The following is a 14,444-nucleotide window of genomic DNA, read 5'->3' as shown; positions in this document are numbered from 1 at the left end:
GCAGGGCGCGGGTGGCGATCACTCGATCACGTCTTCGCGCGGCAGCATCCGCTGGTTGTAGGTGTTGGCCATCGAATAGCCGTAGGCACCGGCATCGGCGATCAGCATCACATCGTCCGGCGCGGTCGACACCGGCAGCTTGCGGCGCTTGCCGAACACATCGCTGGATTCGCAGATCGGGCCGACCACATCGAATGCCGCCTCGGCGTAGCCGCCCTGGCGGCTGAGGTTCTCGATGTCGTGCCAGGCGTCGTACAGCGCCGGGCGCATCAGTGCATTCATGCCGGCATCCAGGCCAACGCGGCGCACGCCGTCCTTTTCCACCACCTGGGTGGCGTGGGTCAGCAGCACGCCCGATTCGGCCACCAGGTAACGGCCCGGCTCGATCGCCAGGCGGAACGCAGGATGCAGCGCTTTGACCTCGGCCAGACCCTCGGCCCACGCATCCAGGTCGAACGGTTCATCCTCGGCGGAATACGGAATCGGCAGGCCGCCACCGATGTCGATGGTCTGCACGCTGCCGATGCGGCGGGCGAAACCCGCCAGCTCATCGCACATCAGGCGCCAGTGCTGCGCGGTTTCCACGCCGCTTCCCAGGTGCGCGTGCAGGCCGACCACGCGGCTGCCCAGATCGGTGGCCGCGCGCACGAACTCGTCAACGCGGGCGATCGGCAGGCCGAACTTGGACTCCTTGCCGCCGGTGCGGACCTTGGCGTGGTGGCCTTCGCCACGGCCCAGGTCGACGCGCAGCCACAGCTCGCGGTTGCGGAACAGGTCCGGCCAGCGCTGCAGCGCTTCCACGTTGTCGACAGTGACGGTCACGCCGAGCGCGAATGCGGCTTCATACTCGCTGCGCGGGCAGAAGCTGGGAGTGAACAACACGCGCTTGGGCGAAAGTTCCGGCAGGTGCTGGAACACGTGCTTCAGCTCGCCGTGCGACACGCACTCCAGGCCAAAGCCCTCGGCTTCCAGCAGCTGCAGGATGGCCGGGTGGCTGTTGGCCTTGATCGCGTAGTAGCGCTTGTCGATCGGCTTGATCGCGGCCAGCGCGCGGGCACGGGCGCGCACCGTTGGCAGGTGGTAGACGTAGCGCGGCGTACCGGCGTCGGCCAGCTGCAGCAGGTGCGCACGCTGGCCACGCCACCACGGCGTACCCCGCGGGCGCACGGTGCCGGCGATCTCGCGCCAGCGCGGGCCGAACACCTCGGTCTCTTCCACCGGCATCGCACCACTGTCGATCAGCTCGGCGTGCAGGATCGGCAGCAGGCCATCGGCATCGGCCTCGTCGATGACGAAGGTCAGGTTCAGGTCGTTGGACGACTGCGAGATCATGTGCACACGCTCGCGGCCGAAGGTGGCCCACACGTCCGACAGCTTGTGCAGCAGCGAGCGCATGCCACGCCCGACCAGGGTGATGGCGGCGCACGGCACGATCACCTTCACCTTGCAGATCTGCGACAGGTCGGCCGACAGCGCGGCCAGCACATCGGTGTTGACCAGGTTCTCGGACGGGTCAAGCGACACGGTGACATTGGTCTCGGCCGAACCGATCAGGTCCACCGACAGCCCGTGCTTCTTGAACAGGTTGAACACATCGGCCAGGAAGCCGACCTGCTGCCACATGCCGATGCCTTCCATCGACACCAGCACGATGCCGTTGCGGCGGCTGATCGCCTTCACCCCGGGAACCGGTGCGGCGCTGCCATCGATGCTGGTACCCGGCAGTTCCGGACGCTCGGTATCGAGGATGGCCATCGGCACGCCGGCATCGCGGCACGGCTTGATCGAGCGCGGGTGCAGCACCTTGGCGCCGGTCGTCGCGATTTCCTGTGCTTCGTAATAGTCCAGGCGGGTCAGCAGGCGCGCGTCTGGCACATCCTTCGGGTTGGCGCTGAACATGCCCGGCACATCGGTCCAGATCTCCACGCGGCTGGCGCCCAGCAGCGCACCGAAGTACGCCGCCGAGGTATCCGAGCCACCGCGGCCGAGGATGGCGGTGCCACCATCGGCATGCCGCGAGATGAAGCCCTGCGTGATCAGCAGGCGGGTCGGCTGCGCGCGGAAGCGCTGCATCCACTCCGCGTCGGCACGCCATTGGCAGTTCACCGACAGGCGCTGCGACCAGTCGCTCTGGTTCGGCTGCGGCGGCATCGCATCCAGCCACTGGCGGGCATCCATCCAGCCCATGTCCAGGCCCGACGCGCGCAGGTAGGCCGCACCCAGCGTGGAGGAAAGCAGCTCGCCCTGGCCCAGCACGTCGGCCTGCCAGTCCAGCGGACGGGTCGAGGCGCGCGCGTCGTCCAACAGGCCCTGCAGCGCCGCCAGGCGCTCGGCCAGCACTTCGCGGCCCAGGCCCAGTTCAACCAGGAAGCCCTCGTGGCGCTCGACCAGCGCGGCCACGCGATCACGGCTGTCCGGCGCGCCATCGGCGATCGCGGTCAGTTCGTTGGTGACCCCGGACAGCGCCGAAACCACCACCAGCACGCGTGAGCCGGTCTCTTCCGCACGTTTTTTCGCCAGCTTCCCGATCGTGTCCCAGCGATGACGACGCGACACCGAGGTGCCGCCGAACTTCAGTACGATCCAACGATCGACAAGGGGGGAAGCTGACATGGATTGGCTATGTAGAATGTGGGGAAGCCGCCCTCGGGGGCGGAACCTTTGATTCTAAGCGCAATATCCCCGTAGATGGCCGTCCTTCGTTACCTGCAGCTCGATGTCTTTGCCCCCCGCCCCGGAACCGGCAACCCACTGGGCGCCCTCCTGGACGCCGACGGGCTCTCCAGCAGCCAGATGCAGGCCCTGGCTGCCTGGCTGAACCTGTCCGAGACGGTGTTCTTCCTGCGCCCCAGCGCGCCCCGCGCCGACTACCACATCCGCATCTTCACCCCGACCCGGGAACTGGCGTTCGCCGGCCATCCCAGCGTCGGTGCGGCCTGGGTGGCGGTGACCCGTGGCCTGGCCCGGCCGCGCGACGGCGCGTTGGTCCAGCAATGCGCGGCGGGGTTGCTGCCGGTACGGGTGAGCGGCCCGGCCGAGGCACTGCAGATCCAGCTGGCCAGCCCACCGGCGCGGCAACTGGACACAGCGGCCGGCACCGCACCCGCAGCGCTGCTGGCGTTGGCTGCCGACGGTTGCGCACCGGAACTGTGGGACAACGGCGCACGCTGGTGGCTGCTGCCGCTGCGCGATGGCGCCGCCGTGCGCAGCCTGGTGCCGGACATGGCCGCGCTGGCCGCCTGGAGTCTCGCCACCGACGCCACCGGCGTGGCGGTGTTCGCCGACGAAGCCGGCACCGACCACACCCGCGTGGTGCGCGCGTTCTGCCCCGCCGACGCGCCGAGCGTGCCGGAAGACCCCGTCACCGGCAGCGCCAATGCGCTGATCGGCGCCTGGCTGCGGCAGCGCGATGCCCTGCCCGGCGGCGAAGGCCGCTACGTGGCCAGCCAGGGCCGCGAAGTGGGGCGCGATGGCCGCGTGCAGGTGCAGGTCGACGCGCAGGGCACGGTGTGGATCGGCGGCCAAGTGCAATGCGTGATCGACGGCAGCATCCATTGGTAGCGCCGCCCCACGCCGGGCGAACGCAGCACACGGACGCCGGGCATGGCCCGGCGCTACCGTATCCCCTCTCGTTTTACGGAGTTTGCCCCCTATGACCACCCGCCGTTTCCTGCAGCTGGATGTGTTCTCCCCGCGCGCCGGCGCCGGTAACCCGCTGGCCGTGGTACTGGATGCCGAGGGCCTGGATGACGCCAGCATGCAGGCCATCGCCCGCTGGACGCGCCTGCCCGAAACCACCTTCGTCTTTTCGCCGCAGGCACCCGGTGCCAGCTACCGGCTGCGCATGTTCAGTCCGCAGAAGGAAGTGCCGTTCGCCGGCCACCCCAGCGTTGGTACCGCGCATGCGGTGCTCCAGACGGGCCTCGCTACACCGGTCGAGGGCGTGCTGGTGCAGGACGGCATTGCCGGTGCGCTGCCGCTGCGCGTCAGCGGTGAAGGCGCGCAGCAGCGCATCGCCATCCGCACCCCGCGCGCGCAGCTGGCCGAGACGGCCAAAGCCACCGACCCGCGCCTGCAGGCCGCGCTGAAGGACTGGCCGCTGGGCACGCTGCCGCCGGCGCGCATGCAGGGCGGACGCAGCTGGTGGGTGGTGCAGGTGGCTGATGAAGCCGCATTGCGCGCCCTGCATCCGGACTGGAACGCGGTGGCTGCACTGGCCGAGTCCACCGACAGCATGGGCGTGTTCGCCTATGCCTTCAGCGATGGCAGCGAGGGCTTCGATCTTGCAGTACGTGCCTTCGTCGGCAACGGTCGCCGCTTCGAGGACGCCGCCTCAGGTGCTGCCAATGCGGTGCTGGCCGCGTGGCTGGACCTGCGCGATGCCCTGCCGCGCGGCCGTGCACCGTTCGAAGTCAGCCAGGGCCGCGAAGTCGGCCACGATGCGCGCCTGACGCTGCTGGTCGATGAGGATGGCGAGGTCTGGTCAGGGGGACAGGTGCAGACGGTGATCAGCGGCACTCTTGATTGGTAAAGGGACACTGTAGCGCCGAGCCCACGCTCGGCTGCTCCTCGGCCAGATCACGGGACCTGCAGAAGCCGAGCGTGGGCTCGGCTCTACAGATGCGCCGGCTCAACCCAGCTCGGCGTCCAGGCTGATCGGCACCGCGCTCAGCGCCTTGGATACCGGGCAGTTCTGCTTGGCGTCATCGGCAATGGCACGGAACTTGGCCGCGTCGATGCCCGGCACCACGGCCTTCACTTTCAGCCGGATCTGCGACAGCTGCGGGCCGCCTTCCAAAGACAGATCGACCTTGGCTTCGGTATCCAGCGAGGTCGGGGTGAAACCGGCTTCGCCCAGCTTGGCCGACAGCGCCATGGTGAAGCAGCCGGCATGCGCGGCAGCGATCAGTTCTTCCGGATTGGTGCCCTTCTCGTCGCCGAAGCGACTGTTGAAGCCGTAGCGGGTCTTGTCCAGCAGGCCACTCTGCGGCGTGCTCAACTGCCCCTTGCCCGACTTCAGATCGCCTTCCCAGTGCGCGGTGGCGTGTCGCGAGATTCCCATGTGCTGTTCCTGCGTGGCGGTGATGAACGATCACCCTGCCACGGGACGCGTTAGCCCTGCGTCGCTCCGCCGCACGCCCTGCGTCCACCCGACCGCAGGTACGTGGACACTTCCTGGCCAGCGGGAAACGCATTTCCCCCTTGTTTTCAGTAGTTTCGCGCATCCCCCCGATTGCGGAGCGCTGCCCGCCAGCCGCGTCCCAGCACCCCCATCCCCCACCGCCGGCCATGTACTGAATCGGCCTGGATATGAAAAAACATGCACTTTCCGCGCTTCGGGCTATTGGCGGCGCCCGAGAGTTGCCCTACATTGCGCTTGCCGACGGGGTTCGGCGCCGACCAAACAACCAACCGTTCACGGAACAGGAAACCATGGCAAAGACCGCTAAGAAGGCTGCCCCGAAGAAGGCAGTGAAGAAAGTCGCGACGAAGGCAGCCGCCAAGCCGGCCGCTCCGAAGCCGATCAAGGAAGTGCTGACCAAGTCCGGCCTGGTTGCACACATCGCTGAAGCCTCCGGCGTCATCGCCAAGGACGTCCGCGCTGTGCTGGCCTCGCTGGAAAGCGCCGTCGCCTCCTCGGTGCACAAGAAGGGCGCTGGCTCCTTCACCCTGCCGGGCCTGCTGAAGATCACCACCGTCAATGTGCCGGCCAAGCCGAAGCGCAAGGGCATCAACCCGTTCACCAAGGAAGAGCAGTGGTTCGCCGCCAAGCCGGCCACCACCAAGCTGAAGGTGCGTCCGCTGAAGAAGCTGAAGGACGCCGCGCTGTAAGCGCGCGCCCCAACGCAGATTCCGACGGGACGGCTCTGGCCGTCCCGTTTTTTTTTGCACGCGTCCGGCAGTGGATCCACGCCATGCGCGGACCTGCCGCCACGGGGCAATCCGCAACACAGCGTTGCCGCATACTGGGAAATTCCCGCTCAGGCCCGTCGCCATTAGCCGGGCGCGGCCTGGGCAGGCCCCGGAACGCACCGGGTGGAACACTGCGTGCAGCGGCGGCCATCGCCGCCGGCCGCGGCCTTGCCTATGGTGGGCACATCCTCCACTGCTACGGCGAGCATTCCCTCATGGCCAGCCCCTCCACCCGCTACCGGATCTCGGTGACCCCCATCGAAAAGGACGGGTTGCAGTGCACCGGGCGCTGCACCATCGAACTGGAACACCGCGCCAGCCGCGACCTGATGCGCCTGCTGGAAGCGGCACCGCGCACGGCCGGCCTCAGCGGTGACGAACGCGCGACGCTGGTCATCGCCACCCAGCTGCTGCGCGATGTCGTGCAACGCCATGCCGAAACCGACGGGCACGCGTTGGCCGCCATCGCCGGGCAGGTGCTGCCCGTACTGGACGCGCTGGAACAGTTGCCCTCCTCCCGCTGATACCCGCGCAGCCGATACACTGCCTCCTCCACGTCGCCTCGGGGAGGAGGCATGCGCAGGACCCTTTTCCTGATCGCGCCCCTGGTGCTGCTGGGCTGCTCCAGGCCCGCTGCAGCGCCAGAGGTTGCACCATCACCGGCTGTCTCCAGCAACGGAACACAGGCCATCGCCGGTACCGACGCGGCGTTCGTGCAGGCACCGGCGATCGATCCACTGTTTGCTGCGGTCGACGCCGACGCCGACGCCGACGCCGAAACACCGTCGGTGATGCTCAACCGCTACGTGATCGCGCTGCTCAACCGCAATCGCAGTGCCAGTGACGCAGCCTGGGCATTCCCACCCGCTGACCCGCGGCACGCAGACGATGCCGCACTGCGCCAGCTGCAGGACGTGCGCACGCTGCGGCTGGACAGCGAGCCCCCTGTGGCGCGCGATGGCCAGCAGCCCCCCAGGCTGCTGGAAGTGCCTGTGCGGATCCGCGCGGTCACCACGCAAGGTACTTTCCGCTTCGGCGGCTGGTACCGCGTGCAGCCCAGTGCTGATGGCCGCGCCTGGCAGATCCAGTCGGCGCAACTGCGGCCAACGCTGGACTGAACCGTTGCAGCGGCATGCACGCGCGATTCAGCCGCCCCGGCTACTCTTTCCTTCATCCATTCCCTGTCCAGCGGTCACCGCCATGCGCCTGCGTTCCCTGATGACCCGCCTCGCCGCCTCCACCGTACTGATCGCCGCCGCGATCGGCGCGCAGGCTGCCCCTTCCATTTCCGGCCGCGAACTGTCGGTCGGCGCCAGCGATGTGCAGCAGTATCTCGACGGCAGCTTCCCGCGTACCCAGGATGCGCTGGGCGGGCTGATCGCACTGACCATGAGCCACCCGCAGCTGAGCCTTCCTGCCGGCGAACGCCTGAACCTGGGCATGGACGTGGCGCTGGCCACTGCCGGTGGCAACCCGGCCAAGCTGGGAACGGTGAAGCTGAGCAGCGGCCTGCGCTACGACGCGCAGACACAGGGGTTCCACCTGCAGCAGCCGAGCGTGGATGACTTCACCCCGGCCAACCAGGGCGGTCGTCTCGACTCGCGCACCCGCGGTCTGCTCAATGCCTGGCTGAGTGACTACGCCCAGCGTGAGCCGATCTACAAGCTGGACCCCGCCGTGGCCGGCGTGCTCGGCGCACTGCAGGTGCAGTCGGCACAGGTGAAGAACGGCAAGCTGGTAATCACCTTCAACCAGAACCTGGGCAACCTGGCGCCGGCGGGCCTCCTCGGCAAGTGATGGGCAGTGCCGGCCGCTGGCCGGCACCCCGGTTATTGCATCTGCCGGCCAGCGGCCGGCCCTACCAGCAACGCATCACGCAGCCAGCGCGTTGACCACGGCCTCGCTGAAGGCCGGAATGTCATCGGGCTTGCGGCTGGTGATCAGGTTGCCGTCCACCACCACCTCGGCATCGCGCCAACGTGCGCCGGCATTGGCCAGGTCCTGCTGCAGCGACGGCCACGAGGTCACCTCGCGCCCCTTGGCCAGCCCGCTGTTGATCAGCAGCCACGGCCCATGACAAATCGCGGCCACCGGCTTGCCGGCATCGGCCACGCTGCGGATGAAGCCCAGCGCCGCCTCGTCGGTGCGCAGGGTGTCCGGGTTGATGACGCCGCCCGGCAGCACCAGGGCATCGAAGCGCCCGGCATCGGCCTCGGCCAGCGCCAGGTCCACCGCCACTACGCCGCCCCAGTCCTTGTCCTTCCAGCCCTTGATGCTGGCCTCCTGCGCAGGGGAGACCACGGTGACGATCGCGCCCTGCGCTTCCAGCAGGCGCTTGGGTTCGATCAGTTCGGACTGTTCAAAGCCGTGGGTCGCGAGGATGGCGACCTGCTTGCCGGCGATACGCTGTGCCATGTCGTGTGCTCCAGTGAGGGAGCACACAGGGTCGGCGAACGACCATTGCACGGCGGTGACCCGATCGTGCACGGCAGGTGGAGAGGCCCGGTCAGCGCTTGGGCTGCAGCATCGTACCGGAGCACTTGGGCGAGCCGCAGCGGCACTCCCAGATCTTCTTCAGCTTGGCGGTGTGGCGTTCGGCCAGGGTGATGCCGTAGTTGTAGGTCAGTTCCTCACCGGCCTTGATGTCCCGCAGCGCTTCGATGAAGACCTTGTCGCCACGGCTGTCGCCGTCCTCGTCTTCCTCGATCACCGCCTCGCAGTTCGGATCGCAGCTGTGGTTGATCCAGCGCGCGTCGTTGCCCTTGTAGTTGGCGTCGATCACCCAGTCGTCGTTGAGGGTGAACAGGAAGGTATGGCCACTTTCGACGTCGCCGCTGTCATCGGCATCAACGTCGCCGTGGCTGCGCAACAGGCCCTTGTACTGGATCACGCGCTCGCCCTGCTTGATCGGGGCCACGGCGAACACGCCGTTGCCATGGATGGAGGACTTGCGGGCTTGGATCTTCTTGGGCATCGGCAAGGGAGGTCTGCAGCGAAAGGAACGTTGATTCTCGCCCATTCCGGGTGATTGCGAAAATCACCCCGTTGGCGCAGCATGGCGCCCCGGCAATGGCCCCGGTGTGTCGTCCCGGTCCGTCCCAGCGCCGGCTGAATGCCCGGGTTGGATGCCGGCGAATAAAAGCGTACAATTTCAGTCCGCTTTAAGAACCGCTCGCATTCCCATGTTGCGTGTCACCAAGCTCACCGATTACGCCACCGTGGTACTGACCGTGCTCGCCGCCCGTCCGGGCGAGGTACTCAGTGCCACTGAGCTGGCCGAATTCACCGGTCTGGAGCCGCCCACCGTCAGCAAGGTGCTCAAGCCGCTGGCCCAGGCCGGCCTGGTGGAAGGCCTGCGTGGCGTGCGTGGCGGCTATCGGCTGACCCGCCCGGCCATCGAGATCTCGCTGTTCGAAGTGGTCGAAGCAATGGAAGGGCCGCTGGCCTTGACCGAATGCAGCCACGACCACCACCAGTGCGGCATGGCGCCCAAGTGCGGCGCGCGCAGCAGCTGGCGGCTGATCAACGACGTGGTCTCCGAGGCCCTGCGCGATGTCAGCCTTGCGCAGATCCTGCCCCCTCTTCCCCTTGTCGATGACGAACAGCGCCGCACCATCGCTGTCGACGTCGTCTCCTGATCCGTAGGCAGCCCCCCCCATGGCCACCGAAACCATCGAAACCGTCGCCCACGACGACACCCCCAACCGCGAGATCCACGAGCAGCTCGGCCGCAAGTATTCGGCCGGCTTCATCACCGAGATCGAATCGGACTCCCTTCCTGCCGGCCTGGACGAGGACACCATCCGTGCCCTGTCGGCCAAGAAGGAAGAGCCGGAATGGATGACGCAGTGGCGCCTGGACGCCTACCGCCACTTCCTGACCATGCCGATGCCGGACTGGGCCAAGCTTGAGATCGCCCCGATCGACCTGCAGGCGCTCAGCTACTACTCCGCGCCGAAGGGCCCGAAGTACGCCTCGCTGGATGACGTGCCCAAGGAACTGCTCGACACCTACGACAAGCTGGGCGTGCCGCTGCACGAGCGTGCCAAGCTGGCCGGCGTGGCAGTGGACGCGGTGTTCGACTCGGTGTCCGTCGGCACCACCTTCCGCAAGGAACTGGCCGAGAAGGGCATCATCTTCTGCTCGATGTCCGAGGCCATCAAGGAGCACCCGGAACTGGTGCGCCAGTACCTGGGCACCGTGGTGCCGGTGGGCGACAACTACTTCGCCGCGCTGAACTCGGCGGTGTTTTCCGATGGCAGCTTCGTGTTCATCCCCAAGGGCGTGCGCTGTCCGATGGAACTGAGCACCTACTTCCGCATCAACGCCGGCCACACCGGCCAGTTCGAGCGCACCCTCATCGTGTGCGAGGACAAGGCCTACGTCTCCTACCTGGAAGGCTGCACCGCGCCGATGCGCGATGAGAACCAGCTGCACGCCGCGGTGGTCGAGCTGGTCGCGCTGGAAGATGCCGAGATCAAGTACTCCACCGTGCAGAACTGGTACCCGGGCGACGAGAACGGCGTTGGCGGCATCTACAACTTCGTCACCAAGCGTGCCGAATGCCGTGGTGCGCGCAGCAAGGTCACCTGGACCCAGGTCGAGACCGGTTCGGCCATCACCTGGAAGTACCCGTCCTGCGTGCTGCTGGGCGACGATTCGGTGGGCGAGTTCCACTCGGTGGCGCTGACCCACCACCGCCAGCAGGCCGACACCGGCACCAAGATGATCCACGTCGGCAAGCGCACCAAGAGCAAGATCGTCAGCAAGGGCATCAGTGCCGGCCGCGGCCAGAACACCTACCGCGGCCTGGTCAAGGTGGACCGCAACGCCGATGGCGCGCGCAACTACACCCAGTGCGATTCGCTGCTGATCGGCAAGCAGTGCGGTGCCCATACCTTCCCCTATATCGAGGTGAAGAACCCGGGCGCCACCGTCGAGCACGAGGCCACCACCTCGAAGATTTCCGACGACCAGCTGTTCTACTGCCGCGCCCGTGGCATCAGCCAGGAAGACGCGGTGTCGATGATCGTCGACGGCTTCTGCAAGCAGGTGTTCCGCGAACTGCCGATGGAGTTCGCGGTGGAAGCCAAGAAGCTGCTGGAAGTCTCGCTGGAAGGTTCGGTGGGCTGACCGCCCGCCCCTGCCCTCGCAAACGCATTCTCTTTATCGGCGGGCTGCGGCCCGCCCCACGGAAATCCCCACCATGCTGAAGATCGACAACCTCCACGCCCGCATCGGCGACAAGGAAATCCTCAAGGGCCTCTCGCTGGATGTGAAGCCCGGCCAGGTGCACGCCATCATGGGCCCCAACGGCGCCGGCAAGTCCACCCTCGGTAATGTCCTGGCCGGCCGTGACGGCTACGAAGTCACCGAAGGCAGCGTGCAGTTCGACGGTGTGGACCTGCTCGAGCAGGAACCGGAAGTGCGCGCCGCCGCCGGCCTGTTCCTGGCCTTCCAGTACCCGGTGGAAATCCCGGGCGTGAACAACACCTACTTCCTGCGCGCAGCACTGAATGCACAGCGCAAGGCGCGTGGTGAAGAAGAACTCGATTCCATGCAGTTCCTGAAGCTGGTGCGGCAGAAGCTGGCCGTGCTGCACCTGAAGGACGAGCTGCTGCACCGTGGCGTCAACGAAGGCTTCTCCGGTGGCGAGAAGAAGCGCAACGAGATCTTCCAGCTGGCCGTGCTCGAGCCGAAGCTGGCGATCCTCGACGAAACCGATTCGGGCCTGGACATCGATGCGCTGAAGAGCGTGGCCGACGGCGTCAACGCACTGCGCGCCGCCGACCGCTCGTTCCTGGTCATCACCCACTACCAGCGCCTGCTGGACTACATCAAGCCGGACGTGGTGCACGTGCTGGCCGATGGCCGCATCGTCAAGACCGGCGGCCCGGAACTGGCGCTGGAACTGGAAGCGCACGGCTACGATTTCCTCAAGGATCGCGTGGTGCGCGAGGCGGCGGTCTGATGAGCGCCCTGCTTGATTCGATGGCCCAGGCCTTCTGCGGCAGCGATGCGCGCCGCGAAGTGCTGGATGCGGCCCTGCGCGACGGCCTGCCGGCCGCCCGCAACGAAGCCTGGAAGTACACCTCGCTGCGCCAGCTGGAGCGCCGTGCGTTCTCGGCTGCACCGCTGCAGGGGCCTGCCCTGGATGCCGCGCTGCTGGAGGACATCCCGGCGCCGCGCCTGGTGTTCGTCAATGGCCGCCTGGATGCCGCGCTGAGCGACGTGCACGCCCTGCCGGCCGGCGTGCAGCTGCAGCCGCTGTCGGCCGCACTGGCCTCCGGCGAAGACGCCGTGCGTTTCCTTGGCCGCCGTTACGAGCGCAGCGAAGAGATCTTCGCCCGCCTCAACGCCGCACTGGCCGATGAAGGCGTAGTGCTGCGCGTGGACGACGGCGTGCAGGTCGAAACGCCGCTGCAGCTGGTGTTCGCCAGCGTCGCCGGCGCCACCGACCTGGCCTGGCACCACCGCCACCTCATCGAACTGCGTGCAGGCGCCAGTCTGGGCGTGGTCGAGCACCGCTTCAGCGTGGGCGACTCGGCGCACCTGGACAATACCGTGCTGCATGCCCACGTCGCCCGCGATGCCGTGCTCAAGCACGCCCGCGTGCAGGCCGGCAGCGCGCGCCAGACCAGCTTCCTGCGTACCGACGCGGTGCTGGCCCGCGACGCGCAGTACCACCGCGTCGACCTGGAACTGGGCGCCGCGCTCAGCCGCCACGAACTGAACGTACGCCTGGAAGGCGACAACGCCCAGCTGACCGCCAACGGCGTGCTGCTCGGCAATGGCCGGCGCCACGTCGAAACCCGCCTGGGCATCGACCACATCGCACGCGATACCGCCTGCGGACTGCTGTGGCGCGGCGTCGCCGCCAACCGCAGCCGCGTGGTGTTCCATGGTGGCATCCAGATCCGCGAAGGCGCCGATGGCACCGACGCGAACCTGTCCAACAAGAACCTGCTGCTGTCGGCCGATGCCGAGATCGACACCCAGCCGACGCTGGTAATCGACGCCGATGAAGTGAAGGCCGCGCACGGTGCGACTGTCGGCCAGCTCGATGCCAACGCGCTGTTCTACCTGCGCTCGCGCGGCCTGCCGCAGGCACAGGCGCAGGCCCTGCTGAGTGCGGCTTTCTGCCATGAGCCCCTGAAAATCCTGCCGGATATCCTGCGCGAGCAGCTGGCACGCCGCCTGGACAAGGCACTGGCCGAGGCGGGTGTGGCATGAACCTGTCCACCCCGCGCCCGATCGAAGAACGCTCAGGCGCCCCCGACTGGGACCGCGTCCGCCTCGACTTCCCGCTGCTGATGCGTGAAGTGCATGGCAAGCCGCTGGTTTATTTCGACAATGCCAACACCGGCCAGAAGCCGGTGCAGGTGATCGGCGCGGTGGACGAGTTCTACCGCCGCTACAACGCCAACGTCAGCCGCGCGGTGCATGCACTGGGCAGCGAAGCCACCGACGCCTACGAAGGCGCACGCAACACGCTGGCGCGCTTCCTCAACGTGCGGCCCAGCGACCTGGTGCTGTGCAGTGGCACCACCTTCGCCATCAACCTGGTGGCCTATTCGTGGGCGCTGCCGCGGCTGAAGGCCGGCGACGTGATCCTGATCACGCGCATGGAGCACCACGCCAACATCGTGCCCTGGCAGCTGGTCGCTCAGCGGACCGGTGCCACCATCCGCGTGGCCGAGATCACGCCCGATGGCGCACTGGACCTGGATGCGCTGCGCGCGGCGATGACCCCGGAGGTCAAGCTGCTGGCCGTCACCCATGTCTCCAACGTGCTGGGCACGGTCAATCCGGTGCGCGAAATCTGCCGTGAAGCGCGCAAGCGCGGCATCATCACCGTGGTCGATGGCTCGCAGGCCGCGCCGCACCGCAAGGTCGACGTGGCGGCGATCGGCTGCGACTTCTACGCCATCACCGGCCACAAGATGTGCGGCCCGACCGGTACCGGTGCACTATGGGCGCGCCGCGAGCACCTGGACGCGATGCCGCCGTTCCTCGGTGGCGGCGAGATGATCAAGGAAGTCAGCTTCGACGGCACCGTGTTCAACGATGCCCCGCACAAGTTCGAAGCCGGCACCCCCAACATCGCCGGCTTCATTGGCCTGGGCGTGGCGGCGGACTATCTGCAGAACGTCGGCTTGGACCACGTGGAAGCGCGCGAAGCCGAGCTGCTGGCGCACTTCACCGAAGAGCTGCGCCGGGTCGATGGCCTGCGCATCATCGGCGAGGCACCGGAAAAGGCAGCGGTGGTGTCGTTCCTGATCGACGGCGCCCACGCGCATGATCTGGCTACCCTGCTGGATCTGGAAGGCGTGGCCGTGCGTTCGGGCCAGCACTGCGCGCACCCGCTGCTGCAGTATTACGGGGTGGCGGCAACCTGCCGTGCGTCGTTGGCGTTCTACAACACACACGCCGAGATCGATCGGTTCATGACTGCGTTGACCAAGGTACGCAAGCTGCTGGGGTGAGATTCCCCGGCCAGCCCGAAACATCGAGAACGCCGCGGGAAACCG

General features: G+C 67.4%; 15 protein-coding genes. 11 read left to right on the top strand and 4 right to left on the bottom strand.

Annotation, left to right across the window (positions count from 1 at the left end):
- Positions 1–18 precede the first annotated feature (18 nt).
- Positions 19–2,613 carry a bifunctional aspartate kinase/diaminopimelate decarboxylase gene (locus tag QP512_RS05005; RefSeq protein WP_286071167.1) on the bottom strand — a complete coding sequence of 865 codons (2,595 nt, stop codon included), beginning with the start codon at positions 2,611–2,613 and terminating at the stop codon, positions 19–21.
- A 75-nt stretch (positions 2,614–2,688) separates the two neighbouring features.
- Here QP512_RS05005 and QP512_RS05000 point away from each other — a divergent pair, with 75 nt between their 5' ends.
- Together QP512_RS05000 and QP512_RS04995 are read left to right on the top strand one after the other, a co-directional pair.
- Positions 2,689–3,561 (top strand): PhzF family phenazine biosynthesis protein, encoded by an 873-nt coding sequence (locus QP512_RS05000; RefSeq protein ID WP_286071166.1) that lies wholly within the window; start codon positions 2,689–2,691, stop codon positions 3,559–3,561.
- A gap of 91 nt (positions 3,562–3,652) precedes the next feature.
- On the top strand, positions 3,653–4,531 hold the full coding sequence (locus QP512_RS04995; protein WP_286071165.1) for a PhzF family phenazine biosynthesis protein: 879 nt from the start codon (positions 3,653–3,655) through the stop codon (positions 4,529–4,531).
- A gap of 99 nt (positions 4,532–4,630) precedes the next feature.
- Here QP512_RS04995 and QP512_RS04990 read toward each other — a convergent pair whose 3' ends face one another.
- Positions 4,631–5,062 carry an OsmC family protein gene (locus QP512_RS04990; protein WP_164137267.1) on the bottom strand — a complete coding sequence of 144 codons (432 nt, stop codon included), beginning with the start codon at positions 5,060–5,062 and terminating at the stop codon, positions 4,631–4,633.
- A 371-nt stretch (positions 5,063–5,433) separates the two neighbouring features.
- On the opposite strand from QP512_RS04990, the gene QP512_RS04985 reads away from it, so the two are divergent.
- The 4 genes from QP512_RS04985 to QP512_RS04970 all read left to right on the top strand — a co-directional run bounded on the left by QP512_RS04985 (position 5,434) and on the right by QP512_RS04970 (position 7,710).
- Positions 5,434–5,832 (top strand): HU family DNA-binding protein, encoded by a 399-nt coding sequence (locus QP512_RS04985; protein WP_010483539.1) that lies wholly within the window; start codon positions 5,434–5,436, stop codon positions 5,830–5,832.
- Positions 5,833–6,128: 296 nt separating this feature from the next.
- Positions 6,129–6,437: a DUF3861 family protein gene (locus QP512_RS04980; RefSeq protein WP_286071163.1), complete on the top strand. Its 309-nt coding sequence runs from the start codon at positions 6,129–6,131 to the stop codon at positions 6,435–6,437.
- A gap of 51 nt (positions 6,438–6,488) precedes the next feature.
- Positions 6,489–7,031: a hypothetical protein gene (locus QP512_RS04975; RefSeq protein ID WP_286071162.1), complete on the top strand. Its 543-nt coding sequence runs from the start codon at positions 6,489–6,491 to the stop codon at positions 7,029–7,031.
- Between the two features lie 82 nt (positions 7,032–7,113).
- A complete protein-coding gene (locus QP512_RS04970) occupies positions 7,114–7,710 on the top strand; it encodes a DUF1439 domain-containing protein (RefSeq protein ID WP_286071161.1) in 597 nt (198 codons plus the stop codon).
- A 75-nt stretch (positions 7,711–7,785) separates the two neighbouring features.
- Here the strand turns inward: QP512_RS04970 and QP512_RS04965 are convergent, their stop codons facing one another.
- Both QP512_RS04965 and QP512_RS04960 read right to left on the bottom strand, forming a co-directional pair.
- Entirely contained in the window at positions 7,786–8,328 is a 543-nt protein-coding gene (locus tag QP512_RS04965) for a type 1 glutamine amidotransferase domain-containing protein (RefSeq protein WP_286071160.1), read from the bottom strand.
- 91 nt (positions 8,329–8,419) lie between these two features.
- Positions 8,420–8,887: an SET domain-containing protein-lysine N-methyltransferase gene (locus tag QP512_RS04960; RefSeq protein ID WP_286071159.1), complete on the bottom strand. Its 468-nt coding sequence runs from the start codon at positions 8,885–8,887 to the stop codon at positions 8,420–8,422.
- 208 nt (positions 8,888–9,095) lie between these two features.
- Here QP512_RS04960 and QP512_RS04955 point away from each other — a divergent pair, with 208 nt between their 5' ends.
- The 5 genes from QP512_RS04955 to QP512_RS04935 all read left to right on the top strand — a co-directional run bounded on the left by QP512_RS04955 (position 9,096) and on the right by QP512_RS04935 (position 14,399).
- Positions 9,096–9,551, top strand: a complete 456-nt coding sequence (locus QP512_RS04955) for an SUF system Fe-S cluster assembly regulator (protein ID WP_061479214.1) — start codon at positions 9,096–9,098, stop codon at positions 9,549–9,551.
- Between the two features lie 19 nt (positions 9,552–9,570).
- A complete protein-coding gene (sufB, locus tag QP512_RS04950) occupies positions 9,571–11,046 on the top strand; it encodes a Fe-S cluster assembly protein SufB (RefSeq protein ID WP_286071158.1) in 1,476 nt (491 codons plus the stop codon).
- A gap of 73 nt (positions 11,047–11,119) precedes the next feature.
- On the top strand, positions 11,120–11,884 hold the full coding sequence (gene sufC, locus QP512_RS04945) for a Fe-S cluster assembly ATPase SufC (RefSeq protein ID WP_286071157.1): 765 nt from the start codon (positions 11,120–11,122) through the stop codon (positions 11,882–11,884).
- The gene (gene sufD, locus QP512_RS04940; RefSeq protein ID WP_286071156.1) at positions 11,884–13,146 is read left to right on the top strand and encodes a Fe-S cluster assembly protein SufD; all 1,263 of its coding nucleotides are present in this window, start codon (positions 11,884–11,886) and stop codon (positions 13,144–13,146) included. The genes sufC and sufD overlap by 1 nt, the downstream gene beginning before the upstream one ends.
- Positions 13,143–14,399, top strand: a complete 1,257-nt coding sequence (locus QP512_RS04935; protein WP_286071155.1) for a cysteine desulfurase — start codon at positions 13,143–13,145, stop codon at positions 14,397–14,399. The genes sufD and QP512_RS04935 overlap by 4 nt, the downstream gene beginning before the upstream one ends.
- Positions 14,400–14,444 lie beyond the last annotated feature (45 nt).

Origin of the sequence: Stenotrophomonas sp. 57, assembly GCF_030291075.1 — a bacterium.
Classification (GTDB): domain Bacteria; phylum Pseudomonadota; class Gammaproteobacteria; order Xanthomonadales; family Xanthomonadaceae; genus Stenotrophomonas.
Note: the sequence above shows the minus strand (reverse complement) of the source record. Positions and strands in the feature narration are given on the sequence as shown.

What these genes read in the sequence shown, in the direction of transcription:
- QP512_RS05005 (WP_286071167.1), bottom strand. Translation starts at nt 2,613, where the DNA reads ATGTCAGCTTCCCCCCTTGTCGATCGTTGGATCGTACTGAAGTTCGGC.
- QP512_RS05000 (WP_286071166.1), top strand. Translation starts at nt 2,689, where the DNA reads ATGGCCGTCCTTCGTTACCTGCAGCTCGATGTCTTTGCCCCCCGCCCC.
- QP512_RS04995 (WP_286071165.1), top strand. Translation starts at nt 3,653, where the DNA reads ATGACCACCCGCCGTTTCCTGCAGCTGGATGTGTTCTCCCCGCGCGCC.
- QP512_RS04990 (WP_164137267.1), bottom strand. Translation starts at nt 5,062, where the DNA reads ATGGGAATCTCGCGACACGCCACCGCGCACTGGGAAGGCGATCTGAAG.
- QP512_RS04985 (WP_010483539.1), top strand. Translation starts at nt 5,434, where the DNA reads ATGGCAAAGACCGCTAAGAAGGCTGCCCCGAAGAAGGCAGTGAAGAAA.
- QP512_RS04980 (WP_286071163.1), top strand. Translation starts at nt 6,129, where the DNA reads ATGGCCAGCCCCTCCACCCGCTACCGGATCTCGGTGACCCCCATCGAA.
- QP512_RS04975 (WP_286071162.1), top strand. Translation starts at nt 6,489, where the DNA reads ATGCGCAGGACCCTTTTCCTGATCGCGCCCCTGGTGCTGCTGGGCTGC.
- QP512_RS04970 (WP_286071161.1), top strand. Translation starts at nt 7,114, where the DNA reads ATGCGCCTGCGTTCCCTGATGACCCGCCTCGCCGCCTCCACCGTACTG.
- QP512_RS04965 (WP_286071160.1), bottom strand. Translation starts at nt 8,328, where the DNA reads ATGGCACAGCGTATCGCCGGCAAGCAGGTCGCCATCCTCGCGACCCAC.
- QP512_RS04960 (WP_286071159.1), bottom strand. Translation starts at nt 8,887, where the DNA reads ATGCCCAAGAAGATCCAAGCCCGCAAGTCCTCCATCCATGGCAACGGC.
- QP512_RS04955 (WP_061479214.1), top strand. Translation starts at nt 9,096, where the DNA reads ATGTTGCGTGTCACCAAGCTCACCGATTACGCCACCGTGGTACTGACC.
- sufB (WP_286071158.1), top strand. Translation starts at nt 9,571, where the DNA reads ATGGCCACCGAAACCATCGAAACCGTCGCCCACGACGACACCCCCAAC.
- sufC (WP_286071157.1), top strand. Translation starts at nt 11,120, where the DNA reads ATGCTGAAGATCGACAACCTCCACGCCCGCATCGGCGACAAGGAAATC.
- sufD (WP_286071156.1), top strand. Translation starts at nt 11,884, where the DNA reads ATGAGCGCCCTGCTTGATTCGATGGCCCAGGCCTTCTGCGGCAGCGAT.
- QP512_RS04935 (WP_286071155.1), top strand. Translation starts at nt 13,143, where the DNA reads ATGAACCTGTCCACCCCGCGCCCGATCGAAGAACGCTCAGGCGCCCCC.